The sequence below is a fragment of the Microbulbifer taiwanensis genome, assembly GCF_014904815.1.
Lineage (GTDB): Bacteria > Pseudomonadota > Gammaproteobacteria > Pseudomonadales > Cellvibrionaceae > Microbulbifer > Microbulbifer taiwanensis.
Map to the genome: position 1 here is coordinate 102,858 of NZ_JACZFR010000009.1, position 17,337 is coordinate 120,194.

The window sequence follows — 17,337 nt, forward strand, 5'->3', positions numbered from 1 at the left end:
TCAAAGCCAGAAAACCAGAAGAATCTTTCGGTTTTCAACCCAAGCGAAGCCCAACAGACGAATCGATAGCGGTTCAGGATGGATTCAGTCCCCAAGCCGCAGAATGGCTCCCACAGTACGAGAGGCCGCCCTGCGGCACGGGAGAAAGTCTTTATGAAACAGATTATCACCGCCATCGCCGCTGCCGGCCTGCTGCTGGTCACCGGGCCGGTACTGGCTGACGACCGCCACAGCTATCGCGGCAAGCAGGACTCCGATATTACCGGCTCGGCATTTCGCAAGGCTTACAACCGCGAGCGCAACAGAAACCGCGAGGACGGACGCGATCGCGGGGGCAAACACCGCCCGGATCACCGAGGCGATCGGAAACACCACAAGGGACGCGACCGGGATCACCACAAGGGGCGCGACAAGCAGCACGGCCGCGATCGGGACCATCGCGGCGACCGCGACCGCCATCACAAGCGCAAGCACGGCTACGACAAAGGCTACAAGCGGGGTTACAAGCAGGGCTACAGGAAGGGGCACAAGCACGGCCACAACTGGGGCCACCGCCGCCCGCATCACAAGCCGCACTGGCCCCGTTACCGCCCCGGCTACCGCCACCACAAGCCGCGCTGGCGCCCGGCCCATTACGGCTACGGCTATCGCTGGAGGCACCTGCCGCGCAACTTCGTGCGCATCAGTGTCGGCGCCCTGGGCTTCTACTATAGCGACGGCATCTTCTACCGCCCCCACAGCCACGGCTATGTCGTGGCACAACCCCCGGTCGGCGCCATAGTACACAGCCTGCCCGGCTCAGCGGTCACCGTGGTTTTCGGCGGACTGAATTACTACGTGGCCTACGACACCTATTACCTGTGGGACGGCCCCATCAGCGGCTACCGCGTAGTCGCCAACCCGGGCTTCTATTGATTCCACCACTCCATACGACCCCTACTTCAGCGGCCCCCGGGGCCGCTTTTTTTTGCCCTAGAAACCACCACATTAACCTGTAACCAAGAGCCAAAAAGCTGAATAAAAACTCAACTAAAAAGGGTACGGTAAGCTGGCACCAGAAACCGAATTAATATTTAATTTTTACCCGCTAAAAAATGGTGATTTTCTTATCTATAGTTATTGCTTTCCGCCCCGACTGGGCCCAAGATTCGCGCCCCGCCACTGACAGCAAATACAGGCAATTGAACAGGCGCCATGAAACAGCAACAAGTACAAGACTGGACTTGCGAAGACTCAGCGGAACTCTATGGAATCCGCAACTGGGGCGCCGGTTATTTCGATCTGAATGATACCGGCGAAATCACCGTTCGCGTGGAAAACTCCGCCGGCGAAAGCCACAGTGTTTCGCTGATGGATATCGCCCGCGGCGCCACCGAACGCGGCCTGGGCCTGCCGCTGCTGTTGCGTATCGAAAACCTGCTGGATGCACAGATAGCGCGCATCAACCAGTCCTTCGCCCGCGCGATAGAGGACTGCGGCTACGGCAATGTGTTTCGCGGCGTATTCCCGATCAAGGTGAACCAGCAATGCCAGGTGATCGAGGAGATTGCCAGTGCCGGTCGCCGCTTCAACCACGGCCTCGAAGCGGGCAGCAAGGCGGAGCTGATTGCGGCACTGTCGGTTCTCGACAACACCGAATCCCTGATCGTCTGCAACGGCTACAAGGACGAGGAATTTATCAACCTGGGCCTGCAGGCACAGCGCCTGGGCATGCAGATCTTCTTCGTCGTCGAAACGCCGTCGGAAGTCGAGACGATTATCCGCTGCGCCGAGCGCGAACAGGTGCGCCCCAACATTGGCGCACGGGTCAAGCTGGCATCGAAAGTCGGTGGCTACTGGAATGCCACCAGCGGCGACCGCAGCATCTTCGGCCTCGGCAGCAATGACCTGATCGCGATGGTCGACCAGTTGCGCCACCACGATATGCTCGACTGCCTGAAGCTGCTGCACTACCACCTGGGCTCCCAGGTGCCGAACATCCGCGATATCCGCACCGGTGTGCTGGAGGCCTGCCGCTACTATGCCGACCTGGTCGAGGAAGGCGCGGCCATGGGCTACCTGGACCTGGGCGGCGGCCTGGCGGTGGACTACGACGGCTCCAAGACCAACTACACCCATTCCAAGAACTACTCCCTGGACGAGTACTGTGTGGACGTGGTCGAGGCCATCATGGGCACGCTGGACAGCGAGGGCGTCGCCCACCCGGTGATCATCACCGAATCCGGCCGCGCCACTGTCGCCTACTCATCCGTGCTGCTGTTCGACATACTCGATACCACCCGCTTTGAACCGGTGGAACTGGAGCACACAAAAATCGCCGAGGGCGACCACCAGATGCTGTTGAACCTGCAGGACGCGGTGAACAGCATCAGCGCGAAAAACCTGCAGGAGAGCTACAACGACGCTCTCTACTATCGCGACGAAGTCCGCTCCCTCTACCTGCACGGCCAGGTCAGCCTGCGCGAGCGCGCCAATGCGGAAAACCTCTTCCTGCAAGGCGCCCAGCAGATCCGCAAACTGCTCGACGAGGCGGAAGAAGTACCGGTAGACCTGCAGGCGCTGCCGGAAGTATTGTCGGACATTTACTATGCGAACATGAGTGTGTTCCAGTCGCTGCCGGATATCTGGGCCATAGACCAGGTGTTCCCGCTGGCGCCAATTCACCGGCTGGACGAGGCGCCAACCCGCTCGGCGATCATCGCCGACATCACCTGTGACTGCGACGGTAAGATAGACCGCTTTATCGGCCGCCAGGAGGAGCAGAAGACACTCTTGCTGCACGACCTGAAGGACGAAGAAGACTATATTCTCGGCACCTTCCTGGTCGGCGCCTACCAGGAGACACTGGGCGACCTGCACAACCTGTTCGGCGACACCAACGTGGTCAGCGTGCGCATCCACGACGACGGCAGCTTCGACTACAGCCGCGAAATTCACGGCGACAGTATTTCCGATGTGCTGAGCTATGTGGAGTACCGGCCGCAGGAACTGTTCGAGCGCTTCCGCAAGCTGGCGGAACGCGCGGTAAAGGAAGGCAGGATCACTGCGCAGCAGCGCAAGCAGATACTGCATACCTATACCGCCAGCATGAGTGGTTATACCTATTTCGAAAAATAGCGTGGCGTTTTCGAGAAATAAGGTTCAATAATCGAAAAGAATATTGAAGTCTGATGCGAAGGCCCTGATGTCGGGGGAAGTTTGCGGGACCTTCTGCGGCCATGGATGGCCGTGGAGAGCGTACAGGGATGTATTCACAGCGTGTCCCGCAAACTTCCACCGGCAGCAGGGCCGCCACCGGCCTTTCTTACTGGCATGAGGTAGGTGGCTACTCACATAAGGAGATTTTCATGGCCAATGTACTGATTATCGGCGCCGGCGGCGTCGGCCAGGTGGTTGCGCACAAGTGCGCCCAGGTCGAGGAGGTGTTCGAGAATATCACCCTCGCCAGCCGCACCAAGAGCAAGTGCGACAAGATCGCCGCCATGCTGCCGCGCAAGATCGATACCGCCGAGGTGGACGCGGACAATGTGCCGCAACTGGTGAAACTGATCGAGAAGGTCAAGCCGGACATGGTGATCAACGTCGCCCTGCCCTACCAGGACCTGCATATCATGGATGCCTGCCTGGAAACCGGCGTGCACTATCTGGATACCGCCAACTACGAGCCGCCGGAAGAGGCCAAGTTCGAGTACAAGTGGCAATGGGCCTACCAGGACAAGTTCGAGAAGGCCGGCCTGATGGCACTGCTCGGCAGCGGTTTCGACCCCGGCGTGACCAGTGTGTTCACCGCCTACGCCAAGAAGCACCACTTCGACCGCATCAAGACGCTCGACATTCTCGACTGCAATGCCGGTGATCACGGCCTGCCCTTCGCGACCAATTTCAACCCGGAAATCAATATCCGCGAGATTACTGCCAACGGCCGCTACTGGGAAAACGGCGAGTGGATCACCACCAAGCCGATGGAAGAGAAACGCGTTTTCAGCTTTCCCGAGGGCATAGGCGAAAAGGACATCTACCTGCTCTACCACGAGGAGCTGGAATCCCTGTCCAAGCACTATCCGGAAATCGAGCGCGCGCGCTTCTGGATGACCTTCGGTGCCAGCTACCTCAAGCACCTGGAGGTACTGCAGAATGTCGGTATGACCAGTATCGAGCCAGTAGAGTTCCAGGGGCAGGAGATAGTGCCGATCCAGTTCCTGAAGGAACTGCTGCCGGATCCGGCCAGCCTGGGCCCGCTGACCAAGGGCAAAACCTGTATCGGCAATATCATCCGCGGCACCAAGAATGGCGAGGAGAAAATCTACTACGTCTACAACATCTGCGACCACCAGGCGTGCTACAAGGAGGTGCAGTCCCAGGCCATCTCCTACACCACCGGTGTGCCGGCGATGATCGGCGCCAAGATGATGATGGAAGGCAAGTGGATGAAGCCGGGCGTGTGGAATATGGAACAGCTGGATCCGGACCCCTTTATGCACGACCTGAATCAGTACGGCCTGCCGTGGCAGGAGACCTGGCTGGACAAGCCGTTCCAGTAATCGCCGGGCATTGTTCTGGACACCGGCCTGCGCCGGCGTGACGATAGTTTCGAAGAAAGTCGTCATCCCCGCGCAGGGCGGGAGCCAGCTGACACCTAACCGCAAACACACCACACCGCATTCAAGCCTATGGACCTGACTCCGCGAATAGACTACTTCGGCAACTTCGATCCGACCCGCGTCCCCTCCCCCTGCTTCGTCGTCGACGAGCGGGCCCTACGCGACAACCTGGCGGTGCTGGCCGACGTGCAGCAACGCAGCGGCGCAAAGGTGCTGGCCGCGCTGAAGGCTTTTTCGATGTGGAGCACCGGCCCCATCGTTGCCGAGTACCTGTCCGGCACCTGTGCCAGCGGCCTGCACGAGGCGAAACTGGGTTACGAGGAGTACGGCGGCCGCGATGGTAAAGAGGTGCATGTCTTCAGCGCCGGCTACAAGGAAAGCGAACTGAAGGAGATACTGCAGTTCGCCCACCATGTGATTTTCAATTCCTTCTCCCAGTGGAAGCGCTTCAAAGGCCAGTGCCTACAGGCCCAGAAAGACAGACCGGAACTGCGCTTCGGCCTGCGTATCAATCCCGAGCACTCCGAGGGACACACGGAACTCTACGATCCCTGCGCCCCCTGCTCGCGCCTCGGAATCGTGCGCTCGCTGTTCGACGGCGAGGACCTGGACGGTATCAGCGGCCTGCACTTCCACACGTTATGCGAGCAGGATTTCAAACCGCTGGAGCGCACCATCGCCGCGGTGGAGGAGAAATTCGGCGATTTGATCCCGCAGATGGAATGGATCAACTTCGGCGGCGGCCACCATATCACCCGCTGTGACTACCAGGTGGACGAGCTGGTAAACGCGGTGCGCGCCTTCTCCGATAAGCACCAGGTGCAGGTCTACCTGGAGCCCGGTGAGGCGATCTCCCTATTCGCCGGCGTACTGGTGGCCGAGGTGGTGGACATCAGCTGGAACGGCCAGAACCAGGCCATACTCGATGCGTCCGCCACCTGTCATATGCCGGATGTGCTGGAGATGCCCTACCGCCCGGAAATCACCGGCGCCGCCCGCCCCGGCGAACTGCCGCACGACTACCGCCTCGGCGGCCAGAGCTGTCTGGCCGGGGACAGTATCGGCGACTACAGCTTCAACGACCCGCTCAGGGTTGGCGACCGGCTGGTGTTTGAGGAAATGGCCTACTACACCATGGTCAAGACCAACACCTTCAACGGCATTCCGCTGCCGGCCATCGCCCTGTGGAATTCCAGAACCGACGAACTGAAAATCGTAAGAGAATTTGGCTACGAGGATTTCAAGAACCGCCTGTCCGGCAAAGACTGGAAAAACCTCGGGCGAAGTACCGGAGAAGAAGAAGACGGCTGCGCGTAGGGTGTGCCGTGCGCACCGATCAGCTCAATGGTGCGCACGGCGCACCCTAGGGCACAAAAGCCCGGCAACGAGACATCAAATATGCTTTCAGAAAACGACTACCCCATCTTCCTCGGCTCCGAAATCGAACAGCCGAAGCCGGAGGAGGCGCTCTTCCATATAGTGCCCATCCCCTACGAGGAAACCGTCTCCTACGGCGGCGGCACCGGCAAGGGTCCGGGGGCAATCCTCGAGGCCTCCTGGCAACTGGAGACCTACGACAATTTCTCCTACCCAAGCGAACTGGGCATCTACACCCGCAGCCCGGTCAACGTGTCCGGCACACCCGAGCAGGTGATGGACAATATCGCCGCGGCCACCCGCGAGGTACTGGAGCAGGGCAAGATGCCGGTGGGCATCGGCGGCGAGCACTCGGTGACCTGGGGTGTGATCAAGGGATACCTGGACGCGGGTATCGAGGACTTCGGCGTGGTGCAGATCGACGCCCACGCGGACCTGCGCGATCGCTACGAGGGCCAGAAGCACAGCCACGCCAGCGTCATGCGCCTGGTGGTAGAGGCGGGCATACCGCTGTTCCAGCTCGGTATCCGCGCCTACTGCGAGGAGGAGATGGGCGCGCGGGACAAGTACGGCGTCCACTACCTGGACGCCCACCAGCTGGTACCGACCAATGTGCAGGAGTTCGAGCTGCCGGAAGACTTCCCCAGCAAGGTGTTCTTCACGCTGGATATCGACGGCATGGACCCGTCCGTCTTTCCCTCCACCGGCACCCCGGTGCCCGGCGGCCTGGGCTGGTACCAGACCCTGAACCTGTTCGAGTCGGTAGCCAGGCAGCGCGAGATCATCGGCTTCGACCTGCTGGAATTTGCCCCCATTGAGGGCTTCCACGCCTACGACTTCGCCGCCGCCCAGCTGCTGTACAAGCTGATGGGCATAGTGCAACGCAATAGAAAGGCTTAGTCCGACGCCAACGCTGGGGCTGCGCCACATCCCCTACACGGCGCGCTCCAATATATCGATGGCCCTGTGGGCCGCCGATACACCGTCGATCAGTATCACATCGCCGTCGCTGTTGCGCCTGCGCAGCGGCAGTATCTCCTGATAGGCCGCCGATTCGTACCAGCGCCTGGCGCCGACCATGTCGGGAAACTCGATGATGATCAGGTCGCCGCCCCAGTCTCCCTCCAGGGGTTCATACGGCCCCCCGTGTACCAGGAAGCGCCCGCCGTAGGGCGCCAGGGTGGCGTCGATCTCGCGCAGGTACTCGACGATTTCCTCTCCCATTTTCACATTGTGCAGGTGTCCTATGGCATAAGCGGGCATGGTGCCTCCCTGTGTCTGTCAGTTTATCGAGCGAATAAGCGCAACATAGCCGCGGGAAGCAGTTGCGTCGATTACCACTGCGGTAAGTGACGGCCCATTCAAGTCGGAGTGGCGGTGGAATCCACCTTGCGCAGGGAATGCAGCAGGTTCGCGGTGGCGGTATCGGCGGGGAAAAATGCCTCTATCGCCAGTTCGGACAGGGTCACATCCACCGGCGTGCCGAATACCGTGGTAGTGCTGATCAGGGACAGAGGACCGGAGTCGCTGGCCAGCCGCAGGGGCACGACGATATCGGTCTCGAGATCGGGCGGCTCCGCGCTATCGGGTTGCGGCAGTTCCAGCAGCTCCCGCAGCAGTTCCGACAGCACCGGATCGGCACTGGCATCCCGCTGCTGGCGCAGGCGCGACAGCAGATGCGTGCGCCACTGAGGCAGGTTCTCGATTTTGGGGGCCAGGCCCCGCGGGTGCAGGCTGAGGCGCAGCACATTGACCGGGGGCTGCAACAGCTCCGGCGCCACGCCGACCAACAGCGACTGCAGCGCGCGATTGGCGCTGACCAGGTTCCAGTGCCGGTCCACCGCCAGTGCCGGATAGGGTTCGTGACCAGCCAGTACCTTTTCCACCGCCTGGCGCGCGGCGGCCAGCGCCGCGTCGTCCAAGGGGCGCTCCGGGTAGGCCGGCGCATAGCCGGCGGCGACCAGGAAGCGGTTGCGCTCGCGAATGGGCACCCCCAGGTGCTCGCACAGGTGCAGCAGCATGTCGCGGCTCGGCCTGGCGCGCCCGGTTTCGACAAAGCACAGGTGTTTGGCCGAGATATCCGCCTCGCAGGCGAAGGCCAGTTGACTAAGGCGTCGACGCAGGCGCCACTGGCGCACCAGGTCCCCGACCGATGGGTTTTCCTTCTCCATCGGCGCAAGATAGCGCCAGTGCCAACTGCCGTCTATCGCAGAACGGCCTATTTATATTCCCCGAGGTTCACAATTCTTAACGCGAAGCCGTGGCAAAGGACCACAGGCAGGGGTTAAAATTTAACCTATGTAAGTAATCACTTCGCTGGAGAAGTTGTGAAGACCTTAAAAGCCCTGATGGGCGCCGTCGGCCTGCTGGCGCTGGCGGCATTTGCCTTCAGTCCCCCGGCCGACGCCTCACCGCGCGGCTACGAACGCGGGGGGCACGGCTACCATCGCCCCTACAAACACTGGCACAGGCACCACCACCGCGGGCCCCGCTATTGGGGTCCGCGTGTTTCCATCGGCTTTGTCGCGCCGATACTGCCGGCCGGATACATGAGCCTGGCAGTGGGTAATCGCCCCTACTACTACCACGGCGGCTACTTCTACCGCCCAGCGCCGTCCGGTTATGTGGTCGTATCCGCGCCGCTGGGCGCCTCGGTGGTATCCCTGCCGGCCAGTGCCGTGCAGGTTCAGATCGGCGGCTTTACCTACTACCAGTACGGGAGTGCTTACTACCAGTGGCGGCCGGCCAACCGCGCCTATGTGGTAGTGCCGCCACCGGCGGGAGCACCCGTGGCAGCGGCTCCGGCGGCTCCAGTGGGTCCGGCAGCCTCCTCGGGCTATGCCCCCGGTCAGGTGCTGGAATCCCTGCCCACCGGCTACACAGCGGAAGTCATCAATGGCGTGCAGTACTACCGCTACGGCAGCGATTACTTTATGCCCACCCAGCGGGACGGGCGCGAGGTCTATGTGGTGGTGCAGATCTAGAGACCTGCTTCTCAGCCCAATACGGATCGCGGCCAACGGCGGACGCCCGCGATCCGCCTACCTGTCCCTACTGCACCAGTCTCAGCGACAGATCGTCCAGGTAGGAATCGTTGTCGGTGCCGCGATTGCGTGTACCGCGCAGGTGGAATTCCAGGCTGCGGGTGCCGGCGGGTATATCGACGGTATTGCTGCGCAGCGCGAAGCTGGTGCCGACATTGGAAATGGCGGAAGTGCTGTCCAGCACCTGGCCGCCGGCATCGATGAAGACCACGAAGATCTCCGGCACGTCATTGCCATTCCAGTTGCGCATATAGCCCGCGTACTCCACCCGCAGCCCGGCATCTATCGCCGCGGCGTAGGCGCTGACATCCACATTCTGCATCGCTTCGGCCACAGCGGCCTCATCGCACAGGGCGCCGACGGCAAAGTAGCGGCTGCCGCTGTGCGGTGATACACCGTTGCACTCGCCGCTGGCCAGACTCTCCAGGTAACCGCTCAACACCTGCCAGTGGTCGGTGCCCTGCTCCGCGCCCGGGTTGGCCAGCAGGTTGTCGCTGGGGATCTGTGGCGCACTGCCACCGTCGTCTGGCAACAGCAGTGTCAGGCGGATATCGTCGATATACGAGTCGTTGTCGCTGCCGTTGTTGCGCGTGCCGCGTATCCACAGGTCTATCGCATGGGTGTTTTCAGGCACCCGCTCTGCATCCGATACCCCTGTCCAACTGGTGGTCGCAGAGCTGATGACTTCGCTGCTACCGATTACATTCTGCTGCTGGTCGAGGAATTCCAGGTAGATTTCCGGCAGGTCGCTGCCGCTCCAGTTGCGCATATAGGCGCCGAAGCTGGCGCTCACATCACCACCGGCAATGGCGTCGCGGTATGAGGCCAGGTCGATACGCTGGCGCGCCCTGGCCTGGGCGGACTCGCTGCACAGGCCGCCGATGGAAAAGTAGCGGCTGCCGCTATTGGGGCTGACACCATTGCACTCGCCCTGGGTCAAGGACTCCAGATTGCCCTGCTCCACCGTCCAGCCACCGATGCCGCTCTCGGCGCCGGGGTTGGCCACCAGGTTGCCGGTCTCCTGCAGGTTCGGTGTCGTGAATTGCATTTCCTGCGACCAGTCCGACCATTCCCAGTGCTCGTCGCGGTAGCGCACGCGCCAGAAGTAGGTGGTGTTGCCCGCCAGGCCGCCGACGGTATAGCGGGTGATATCCACGCCCTGCTGGATATTCATCTCATACCAGATGTTCTCGCTGCGCGTCTTGTTGCCCCAGATATCGACGACCGGATTGCTGTAGTCGCCCGCAGCCGTGCTGACCTGCCAGTGGCTGGCCAGGTGGCTGTCGCCGTCCACATCGCCGAAGGCGCCGGCCTGCAGCTCGACCGCAACATCGTCGATCTGCCCGCTGGGTGCCTGGGCCACCGGCGCATTGGGTGCAGTGTTGGCGCCACCAATCACGAAGTCGTCGCGGGAACTGGCATCGCTGTAGCCGTAATAATCCCGGTCGTCACCGCCACTGCGCCGCTGCACATGTACACCCGGCGCGCCCTGCGCACTGAAAGTCAGTGCCGAGTAGCCGTACTCGTCGTAGCTCTTCTGGAATTCGTCGTAGTCGCGCTGGGCGTATTCGCCCCAGAAATCGATATCGCCAGCGCTGGTGGCGGCGTTCAGCCACAGGTGTTTCACATCCCGCGACTGGCCGCGGGAATAGGCGTGGGTGTGGCCGAACAGGTGGCCAGTGATGGTGCCCGTCTGCGCGGAGAAGTCCTCCACTCTCTGCACGAAATCACAGGTAACCGGGTTTTCGCCGGGCAGCCACAGCTCCGACTTGCACGGGTGGTGCAACTGGAAAAACACATAGTCGATGGCGCTGCTCTGCGCCGTACCCGCGAGCAGGCTGTCGAGCCACTGCCCCTGGGCGTTGTGCATGGCCTCACCCAGGCTGGTATTGGAATTGAGACCGATCAGGCGCAGGTTGGCATAGTCGATGTAATACCACTGTTCCAGGTAACCGGCAGTGCCATTTTCCGGCAGTTTGAAATACTTCAGGTAGTTGCTGATGTTGTAATCGTGGTTGCCGATCGAGGGGATCAGCGGCACATAGGGGCTGATATTCCTGGCCATGGCGAAGAACTCGTTGCGCCACTGACTGACAATACCGCCGCTGGTGACCAGGTCGCCGGGAATCACTATGGCCGCAATATTCTCCGGGCAGCGATTTACATCGCCGCCGCACTCCACGCCGATCAAACCGTTCCGCACTATGTCCTGAAAACGCTCGGGCCAGTCGCCCTGGGTGTCGCTCAGCACGATAAACTTGAAATCGTCCACGGCGTCGCCGGCGGCGGGCCAGGTGCGGAAGCGGTACACCGGCGTATCGCCGTTTTCCGAACGCACGAAATACTCGTAGTTGCTACTGGATACCAGGCCGTCGATCTGCGCCTGGAAGACGGTGCTGCTGCCGCTGACATTGGACGCCGGCAACTGCTGGAAATTGCCCTGCCCCAGCGCGCGATAGTGCACACTGAAGTTGTTGTCGTGGGACTCGAACATCACCGTCATGCTGTCGGCAGACGGCGATTGCAGGTAGGGGTTCACCAGGAAACCCGGGCTGGCGGAGGCCAGCGGAGTACAGAGAAATAAAGCAAACAACAGCGGAGACAGCGATCGGGATCTTATGGCTTTCAAATTCATCGGCTCAGGCTCCTTATATTGGTCTAGACCAGTATCAAATACCGGTAGGAGCTTAGAGAGGTTCGATGAACTTTATATGTCCCTGACGTTAAATCGTCACCTATTGCCTGACTCCGGACAAAAAATGTGACCCGGCACGCAGAAGTCGGGGCGCAAGGTAACTTGAACGCGTAGGCCCCGAAATCAGCCGAGTGGCGTCGCAAAGCTCTCCGGCAGACCGCGATAGGGCGTGCGGTAGATCAGCAGATTTCCACTGTGGGGCTGGCTGCGCAGCTGCTGTGTCGACAATCCCTCCCGTGCGCTGGTGACGAACAGCAGGTTGAAGTCCCTGCCACCGAAAGCCACACAACTGGGCTGGCTGACCGGCAGATGCAGCAGGGTATCTTCACTGCCATCGGGCGCGTAACGCACGATACGTGAGCCACCCCAGTGGGCGCTCCACAGATAGCCTTGTGCATCTACCGTGGCACCGTCCGGGCAGGCGCTGTCCGCAGTACGCGCAAATGGCCGCCCGTTTGCGACGCGGCCGGTATCGGGATCGAAATCGTAGACGGAGATCTGCCGGCGCGCCGAGTCGGCGTGATACATCCGGCTGGAGTCCGGGCTCCAGCAGAGCCCATTGGATATTCTGAGCTCTCGCAATCGGCACGCGCGCGAATGCAGGCAATAGAGGCCCGCCGGTCGAGTGCTGCGGGATTCATCCTCAACCATGGTGCCGGCCCAGAAGCGCCCCTGGCGATCCACGCGACCATCGTTGAAGCGGTTGCCGGTGCCCCCTTCCTCCGGGCGCCACAGCCACTGCCGCTCACCGGTCTGGGGCCGGAAGAGGGCAATACCGGACGCGAATGCGGCGACTATCTGCTCGTCGCCGTCAACAAAGCCGAAACAACCCAGCCGCTCCGGCGTGGGCCAGGTCGCCAGTGACCTGTCTGCGAGCCTATAGCGATAAATGCGGCAACCATGGATGTCTGTCCACCAGGCACAGCCGCTGCGGTGATTCCACACAATTCCCTCGCCGAGAAGATTGTGGACGGGTATAGAGTCCATCAGTTCAAACTGCATTTCCCACCCTCACCACCAGGTGACATAGAGACCCAACAGAATGAGCGCCACACCCGTACCCGCCAGGTTGTAGTCGCGCCCGGTGGAGAAATCCACCTCGCCAAGTGTCACCGAATTGACCTGTGCCCCGGGCCTGCTACCCAGTAACGCCGCGATCACGGCCATACCCAGGCAGAGAGCGAAGACCCAACCCACCCGGTCCATAAACGGCATTTCCGGCAGTAGCAGCTTGAACAGCAGCGACAGCACCGCCGAGCCGACGGCTGCTACCAGCGCCGAGACTGCAGTGGCCCGTTTCCAGAAGATTCCCAACAGGAACATCACGGCAATACCCGGCGTAAAGAAGCCGGTGAATTCCTGGATGTACTGGAAGGCCTGGTCGAAACTGCCCAGCAGCGGTCCGGCGCAGACCGTCGCCAGCAGGAGCGCGGCCAGGCTTGCCCCGCGACCGACGGCAACATAGTGGGACTGAACCCTGTCACGGCGATAGAAGGCATAGAGGTCCATGGTGAAAATCGTGGAGATACTGTTCATCATCGAGCCCAGGGAGGAGACGATGGCGGCCACCACTGCGGCAAATACCAGTCCCTTGATACCGACGGGCATAAGTTCTATCAGTGCCGGGTAGGCCTGGTCTGAGCGCTCCAGACCCGGCATCAGTACTACCGCGGCAATACCCGGCAGTACCACAATCAGCGGCATCAGCAATTTCAAAAAGGCGGCGAAGGCGATACCCCTCTGCCCCTCGCGCAGGTCCTTGGCTGCCAGTATGCGCTGCACTATGTACTGGTTGAAGCCCCAGTAGGAAATGTTCATCACCCACAGGCCTCCCACCAGCACCGAAATTCCCGGCAGATCGATATAGTGGGGATTTTCGGGACTCAGGATCATGTCAAATTTTTCCGGCAACCGACCGGTGAGTTCGGTAAAGCCGGCAAAAATTCCCCGACCATCGCCGATCAGGTCCAGGCAGATATAAGACATCAGCAGGCCGCCCGCCACCAGTACCACCACCTGGATGATATCGGTCAGGGCTACCGCCTTGAGACCGCCGTAGAGGGAATAGCCTGCGGCGAAAGCTCCCAGGAACAGCATCCCGTACACCGGCTCCACCCCGGTCACCGTCTCAATCGCCAATGCCCCCAGCCAGAGTACCGAGGTCAGATTCACGAATACGTAAACGCCCAACCAGAAGATCGCCATGATGTTGCGTACCCGATGATCGTAGCGCTGCTCCAGAAACTGGGGCATCGTATATATCTTTTGCTTGAGAAAAACCGGCAGAAAGTATTTGCCGACGATAATCAACGTGATTGCCGCCATCCATTCATAGGAGGCAATGCCGAGCCCGATGACGTAGCCGGATCCGGACATACCGATGATCTGCTCCGCAGAAATATTCGCCGCGATCAGGGAAGCGCCAATAGCCCACCAGGGGAGGCTGTTGCCGGCAAGAAAATAATCATTGGTACTCTTCTCGTGCCCCGTCCTTTCGCGGGACACGTGCAGCGCCACGGCCGCCAGAACCAGCACGTAGACGCAGATAACAACGAGATCAATTACTGAAAGGTTCACTGCCCCCTCCTTATAGTAATCCCCGGACGATTATCGGAGCGGGATTTCCGGCAAATTCCACAGGCTATTATCTGCCCTATTGAAAAAAGAGCTAAAAGCGGATTCGACAGAAAAAAGGGGGAAGCCCTATCGGACTTCCCCAGAGAGACTCCTGACACAAGGGAGAAATTCCAACAGGCGGCCCTGATAGCCGCCCGTGCAATAAAATTCATTTAAAAGTTCGCCCGCACTCCAACGGTAAAGCGACGGCCGTAGTTGGCCGCGTTGTCGGCAACTGAGGGGCTGTAAACCCAGGAGCTGTACAGTTTGTCCTGCAGGTTGGTGACCTCTGCCGTCAGGGTGAACTGGTCGTTGACGCGGTAGCTGGCGCTGACGTCCATCCAGCTGAACGCATTCACAAAGCGCGATCCGCCCCATACCTCACCGGCGAAATAATCCCCACGGTAGTTGTAGGCCAGTCGCGCCTGCAAGCGGTCCTTTTCATAAAAGGCGACGATGTTGTACTGATCCTTGGACATGCCGGCGAAGTCCTTGTTATTGCCGTCCTCGTCCTTTTCACCGGAGACGCTGTCGCTGTATGTGTAATTCGCCTGCACCCCGAATCCGGACAGGTATTCCGGCAGGAAGGGGTCGAAGGTCTGCAGCCAGGCCAACTCCACCCCACGGATCTTCGATTTCTCGTCCTGGTTTACCGGCTTCCAGGTGTCGAAATCGAAACCATCGATCGTAGTAATACTCTGCTCCCACTTAATAAAGCTGGCCACATCCTTGTAGAAGGTGGCGAAGGTCAGGGTGCCGTAGTCGGAGTAGTACCACTCTAATGCGGTATCGAACTGGTCCGCGGTATAGGGCTCCAGGTCTCCGGCGGAAATAGACAGGGACTTGAGGCCGTTGGCACCGGTGACGGGATTGATTGAGGTCCGGGGGGCCAGTTCATAGAGCGACGGCCGCGCAATCACCTGGGAGGCCGCAAGGCGGACAATCAGCTCGTCGGTCAGAGACAGCTTGAAATTCAGGCTGGGCAACAGGTCCGAGTAGACATTCTCATTGGTGACCGGCTGCACATGCCGCCAGTCGTCGTTAATCGGGTTGCCGCTCGCATCCAGCTGCAACCTGTCGATATCCTGGGTGTGGCCACTGGCGAAGGTCGTCGTCTGCGCATAACGCAGTCCCATATTGAGGTAGTAGGGCATATCGAACAGATCGCCCTCCATATTGCCCTCTATATAGGCGTGGGCGATTTCCTCACGGATTTCGTAGGAACTCTCCGGTTGGAATACCGGCGTTAGCAGCTGCGCGGATTCCGGATCCAGTTGCTCGAAGAAGGAGAACAGCTTGTTCATGTCCACACTGGCCCAGCGCTGTGGAAAGTCACCGGATACGCCATCGAGGAAGTTGTCCGCATCCCCTGCCTGGAAGGCCTCGCTGGGCAGCTCCCACCAGAGATGCCCGTAGAAATCCACCAGGTGCGATGGATCCACATTCTGCAGCACCTCGTCGAGGTAATCCGCTGCGAAAATCGATGCGTTGGTAGAGTGGAAATAGCTGCGCGTCTTGCCCTGATCCGTATAGCCGAGGCCGAACAATACCTCGGTAAACAGGCCGTCAGAGTGCCATTTGCCGTTCAGTACGAAGGTGGAGACTTCATCCTCGACACCGGTGCCGTCCAGCCGGCTGTACCAGCCGCCGTAGGTTCCATCCGGGGTGATGTCATCTGACAGCACCAGGTCCGGAACCTTGTTGCCACTGCCCCAGTCGAAGGCACCGGCAGTCACACCGGTACGCGCCACCACGAAGCGATTGTCGCCGGCGTTTTCATTTTTGGCCCTGGAGTGGGAGATATCGGCGTTGAAGGTGAAGTCGTCGATATCCCAGTCCACCGCCAGGCCCAGCTGGTAAGTGGTGCTCTGGCGCGGGTTGCGGATATCGATCAGGTCGATCAGGAAGGGGCTGTCCCAGGCCAGCTTCTGCACCACATTGTTTTCATCCACGGTGGCTTGCGTATAGGCGCCGTTGGGTGCGCTCAGCCACCACTCACTGTAGGTGGGAATGGAAATCTGCGAGCCGTGGGAATCGATATTGTATTTGCTGAAAAGGCTGTCGAAATTTATATCGATGTCGTCGCTCGGACGCCACTGCACAGCGAAGGTACCGCCGGTCCGTTCGCGGGAGTCCTCGTAGAGGGTGAAGCCCGCATAGGAGGGGAAGACGGCATCTGCAATATCAACGCTGCCGTCGTTGCCGATATCAATATCCCGCGCAACCGGGCCTGTGCCGAAATAGTTATCGTGGCGGTTGCTGTAGCTGGAGTGCGCCAGCGAGGCCAGCACACCGAGCGTATCGTCATTGAAGGTGTTGCTGACCACCAGCGAAGCGCGCGGGTCCACGGACTCGGTGCGCTCGCCGTAGGCTCCGCGGAAAGAAGCGGCCAGGGAGAACTCGCCAATATCCAGTGGTCGCGCCGTGGTTACATCGATCACCGCGCCTATACCACCGTCGACCAGGTGTGCCTGAGGAGTCTTGTTGACGGTAACGCCGTTGATCAGCTCCGATGCGATGATGTCGTAGTTAAAATCCCGCGTCTCATTGTCGGACGCCAGCTTGCGCCCATTGAAAGTGGTGACATTGTAGTTGCCGCCCAGGCCGCGCACTGTCACCGTCTGCCCCTCGCCGTTGTTGCGGTTGACGCTGACCCCGGGTACCCGCTGCAGTGCCTCGGCCACATTCTCGTCGGGGAACTTGCCGATATCCGTGGAGACGATCGCATCGACGATATTGTCCGACTGCCGCTTGATCTGCTCGGCGCTCTTGATACTGTTCAGGATTCCGGTGACCTGAACCTCTTCGAGGGTGTCACCTTCCGATTCCCCGACTGCACCGCCGTCCTGTACGGCCAGTTCAGCGGCTTCCAGAGACTCGTCGGCGGCCTGAGCAGCGGCCGCCAGCGCCGCGCTGATCGCAAAGGCGAGTGTTTTCATTTTCATATCCAGACCCTTTCTTAAGATTTATATTATTTTTTAGTAAGGGCCAAGTTATAGTGAGA

At 60.3% G+C, this 17,337-nt stretch carries 12 protein-coding genes; 6 read left to right on the forward strand and 6 right to left on the reverse strand.

The window, feature by feature from the left end; genetic code table 11:
• Positions 1 to 153 precede the first annotated feature (153 nt).
• The 5 genes from IG627_RS03280 to speB all read left to right on the forward strand — a co-directional run bounded on the left by IG627_RS03280 (position 154) and on the right by speB (position 6,878).
• Positions 154 to 915, forward strand: a complete 762-nt coding sequence (locus IG627_RS03280) for a DUF6515 family protein (RefSeq protein WP_193189915.1) — start codon at positions 154 to 156, stop codon at positions 913 to 915.
• Positions 916 to 1,194: 279 nt separating this feature from the next.
• Positions 1,195 to 3,117 (forward strand): biosynthetic arginine decarboxylase, encoded by a 1,923-nt coding sequence (gene speA / locus IG627_RS03285; RefSeq protein WP_193189917.1) that lies wholly within the window; start codon positions 1,195 to 1,197, stop codon positions 3,115 to 3,117.
• A 230-nt stretch (positions 3,118 to 3,347) separates the two neighbouring features.
• Positions 3,348 to 4,541: a saccharopine dehydrogenase family protein gene (locus IG627_RS03290; protein ID WP_193189919.1), complete on the forward strand. Its 1,194-nt coding sequence runs from the start codon at positions 3,348 to 3,350 to the stop codon at positions 4,539 to 4,541.
• A 129-nt stretch (positions 4,542 to 4,670) separates the two neighbouring features.
• Positions 4,671 to 5,918: a carboxynorspermidine decarboxylase gene (gene nspC / locus IG627_RS03295; protein WP_193189921.1), complete on the forward strand. Its 1,248-nt coding sequence runs from the start codon at positions 4,671 to 4,673 to the stop codon at positions 5,916 to 5,918.
• Between the two features lie 81 nt (positions 5,919 to 5,999).
• Positions 6,000 to 6,878, forward strand: coding sequence for an agmatinase (gene speB / locus IG627_RS03300; RefSeq protein ID WP_193189923.1), 879 nt, complete (start codon positions 6,000 to 6,002; stop codon positions 6,876 to 6,878).
• Between the two features lie 33 nt (positions 6,879 to 6,911).
• On the opposite strand, the gene IG627_RS03305 is transcribed toward speB, so the two are convergent.
• Both IG627_RS03305 and IG627_RS03310 read right to left on the reverse strand, forming a co-directional pair.
• Entirely contained in the window at positions 6,912 to 7,241 is a 330-nt protein-coding gene (locus IG627_RS03305; protein ID WP_193189925.1) for a DUF1330 domain-containing protein, read from the reverse strand.
• Positions 7,242 to 7,339: 98 nt separating this feature from the next.
• On the reverse strand, positions 7,340 to 8,149 hold the full coding sequence (locus IG627_RS03310; RefSeq protein WP_193189927.1) for a helix-turn-helix domain-containing protein: 810 nt from the start codon (positions 8,147 to 8,149) through the stop codon (positions 7,340 to 7,342).
• Between the two features lie 156 nt (positions 8,150 to 8,305).
• Between IG627_RS03310 and IG627_RS03315 the strand changes: the two genes are divergently transcribed.
• On the forward strand, positions 8,306 to 8,962 hold the full coding sequence (locus IG627_RS03315; RefSeq protein WP_319024485.1) for a DUF6515 family protein: 657 nt from the start codon (positions 8,306 to 8,308) through the stop codon (positions 8,960 to 8,962).
• 67 nt (positions 8,963 to 9,029) lie between these two features.
• Here the strand turns inward: IG627_RS03315 and IG627_RS03320 are convergent, their stop codons facing one another.
• The 4 genes from IG627_RS03320 to IG627_RS03335 all read right to left on the reverse strand — a co-directional run bounded on the left by IG627_RS03320 (position 9,030) and on the right by IG627_RS03335 (position 17,278).
• Positions 9,030 to 11,657, reverse strand: coding sequence for a metallophosphoesterase family protein (locus IG627_RS03320; RefSeq protein WP_193189929.1), 2,628 nt, complete (start codon positions 11,655 to 11,657; stop codon positions 9,030 to 9,032).
• Between the two features lie 183 nt (positions 11,658 to 11,840).
• Positions 11,841 to 12,719, reverse strand: coding sequence for an SMP-30/gluconolactonase/LRE family protein (locus IG627_RS03325; RefSeq protein ID WP_193189931.1), 879 nt, complete (start codon positions 12,717 to 12,719; stop codon positions 11,841 to 11,843).
• A gap of 9 nt (positions 12,720 to 12,728) precedes the next feature.
• A complete protein-coding gene (locus IG627_RS03330; RefSeq protein WP_193189933.1) occupies positions 12,729 to 14,294 on the reverse strand; it encodes a sodium/sugar symporter in 1,566 nt (521 codons plus the stop codon).
• Positions 14,295 to 14,506: 212 nt separating this feature from the next.
• Positions 14,507 to 17,278 (reverse strand): TonB-dependent receptor, encoded by a 2,772-nt coding sequence (locus IG627_RS03335; RefSeq protein WP_193189935.1) that lies wholly within the window; start codon positions 17,276 to 17,278, stop codon positions 14,507 to 14,509.
• Between the last annotated feature and the right edge of the window lie 59 nt (positions 17,279 to 17,337).

Coding starts and splice junctions, on each gene's coding strand:
- IG627_RS03280 (WP_193189915.1), top strand. CDS start 154: ATGAAACAGATTATCACCGCCATCGCCGCTGCCGGCCTGCTGCTGGTC.
- speA (WP_193189917.1), top strand. CDS start 1,195: ATGAAACAGCAACAAGTACAAGACTGGACTTGCGAAGACTCAGCGGAA.
- IG627_RS03290 (WP_193189919.1), top strand. CDS start 3,348: ATGGCCAATGTACTGATTATCGGCGCCGGCGGCGTCGGCCAGGTGGTT.
- nspC (WP_193189921.1), top strand. CDS start 4,671: ATGGACCTGACTCCGCGAATAGACTACTTCGGCAACTTCGATCCGACC.
- speB (WP_193189923.1), top strand. CDS start 6,000: ATGCTTTCAGAAAACGACTACCCCATCTTCCTCGGCTCCGAAATCGAA.
- IG627_RS03305 (WP_193189925.1), bottom strand. CDS start 7,241: ATGCCCGCTTATGCCATAGGACACCTGCACAATGTGAAAATGGGAGAG.
- IG627_RS03310 (WP_193189927.1), bottom strand. CDS start 8,149: ATGGAGAAGGAAAACCCATCGGTCGGGGACCTGGTGCGCCAGTGGCGC.
- IG627_RS03320 (WP_193189929.1), bottom strand. CDS start 11,657: ATGAATTTGAAAGCCATAAGATCCCGATCGCTGTCTCCGCTGTTGTTT.
- IG627_RS03325 (WP_193189931.1), bottom strand. CDS start 12,719: ATGCAGTTTGAACTGATGGACTCTATACCCGTCCACAATCTTCTCGGC.
- IG627_RS03335 (WP_193189935.1), bottom strand. CDS start 17,278: ATGAAAATGAAAACACTCGCCTTTGCGATCAGCGCGGCGCTGGCGGCC.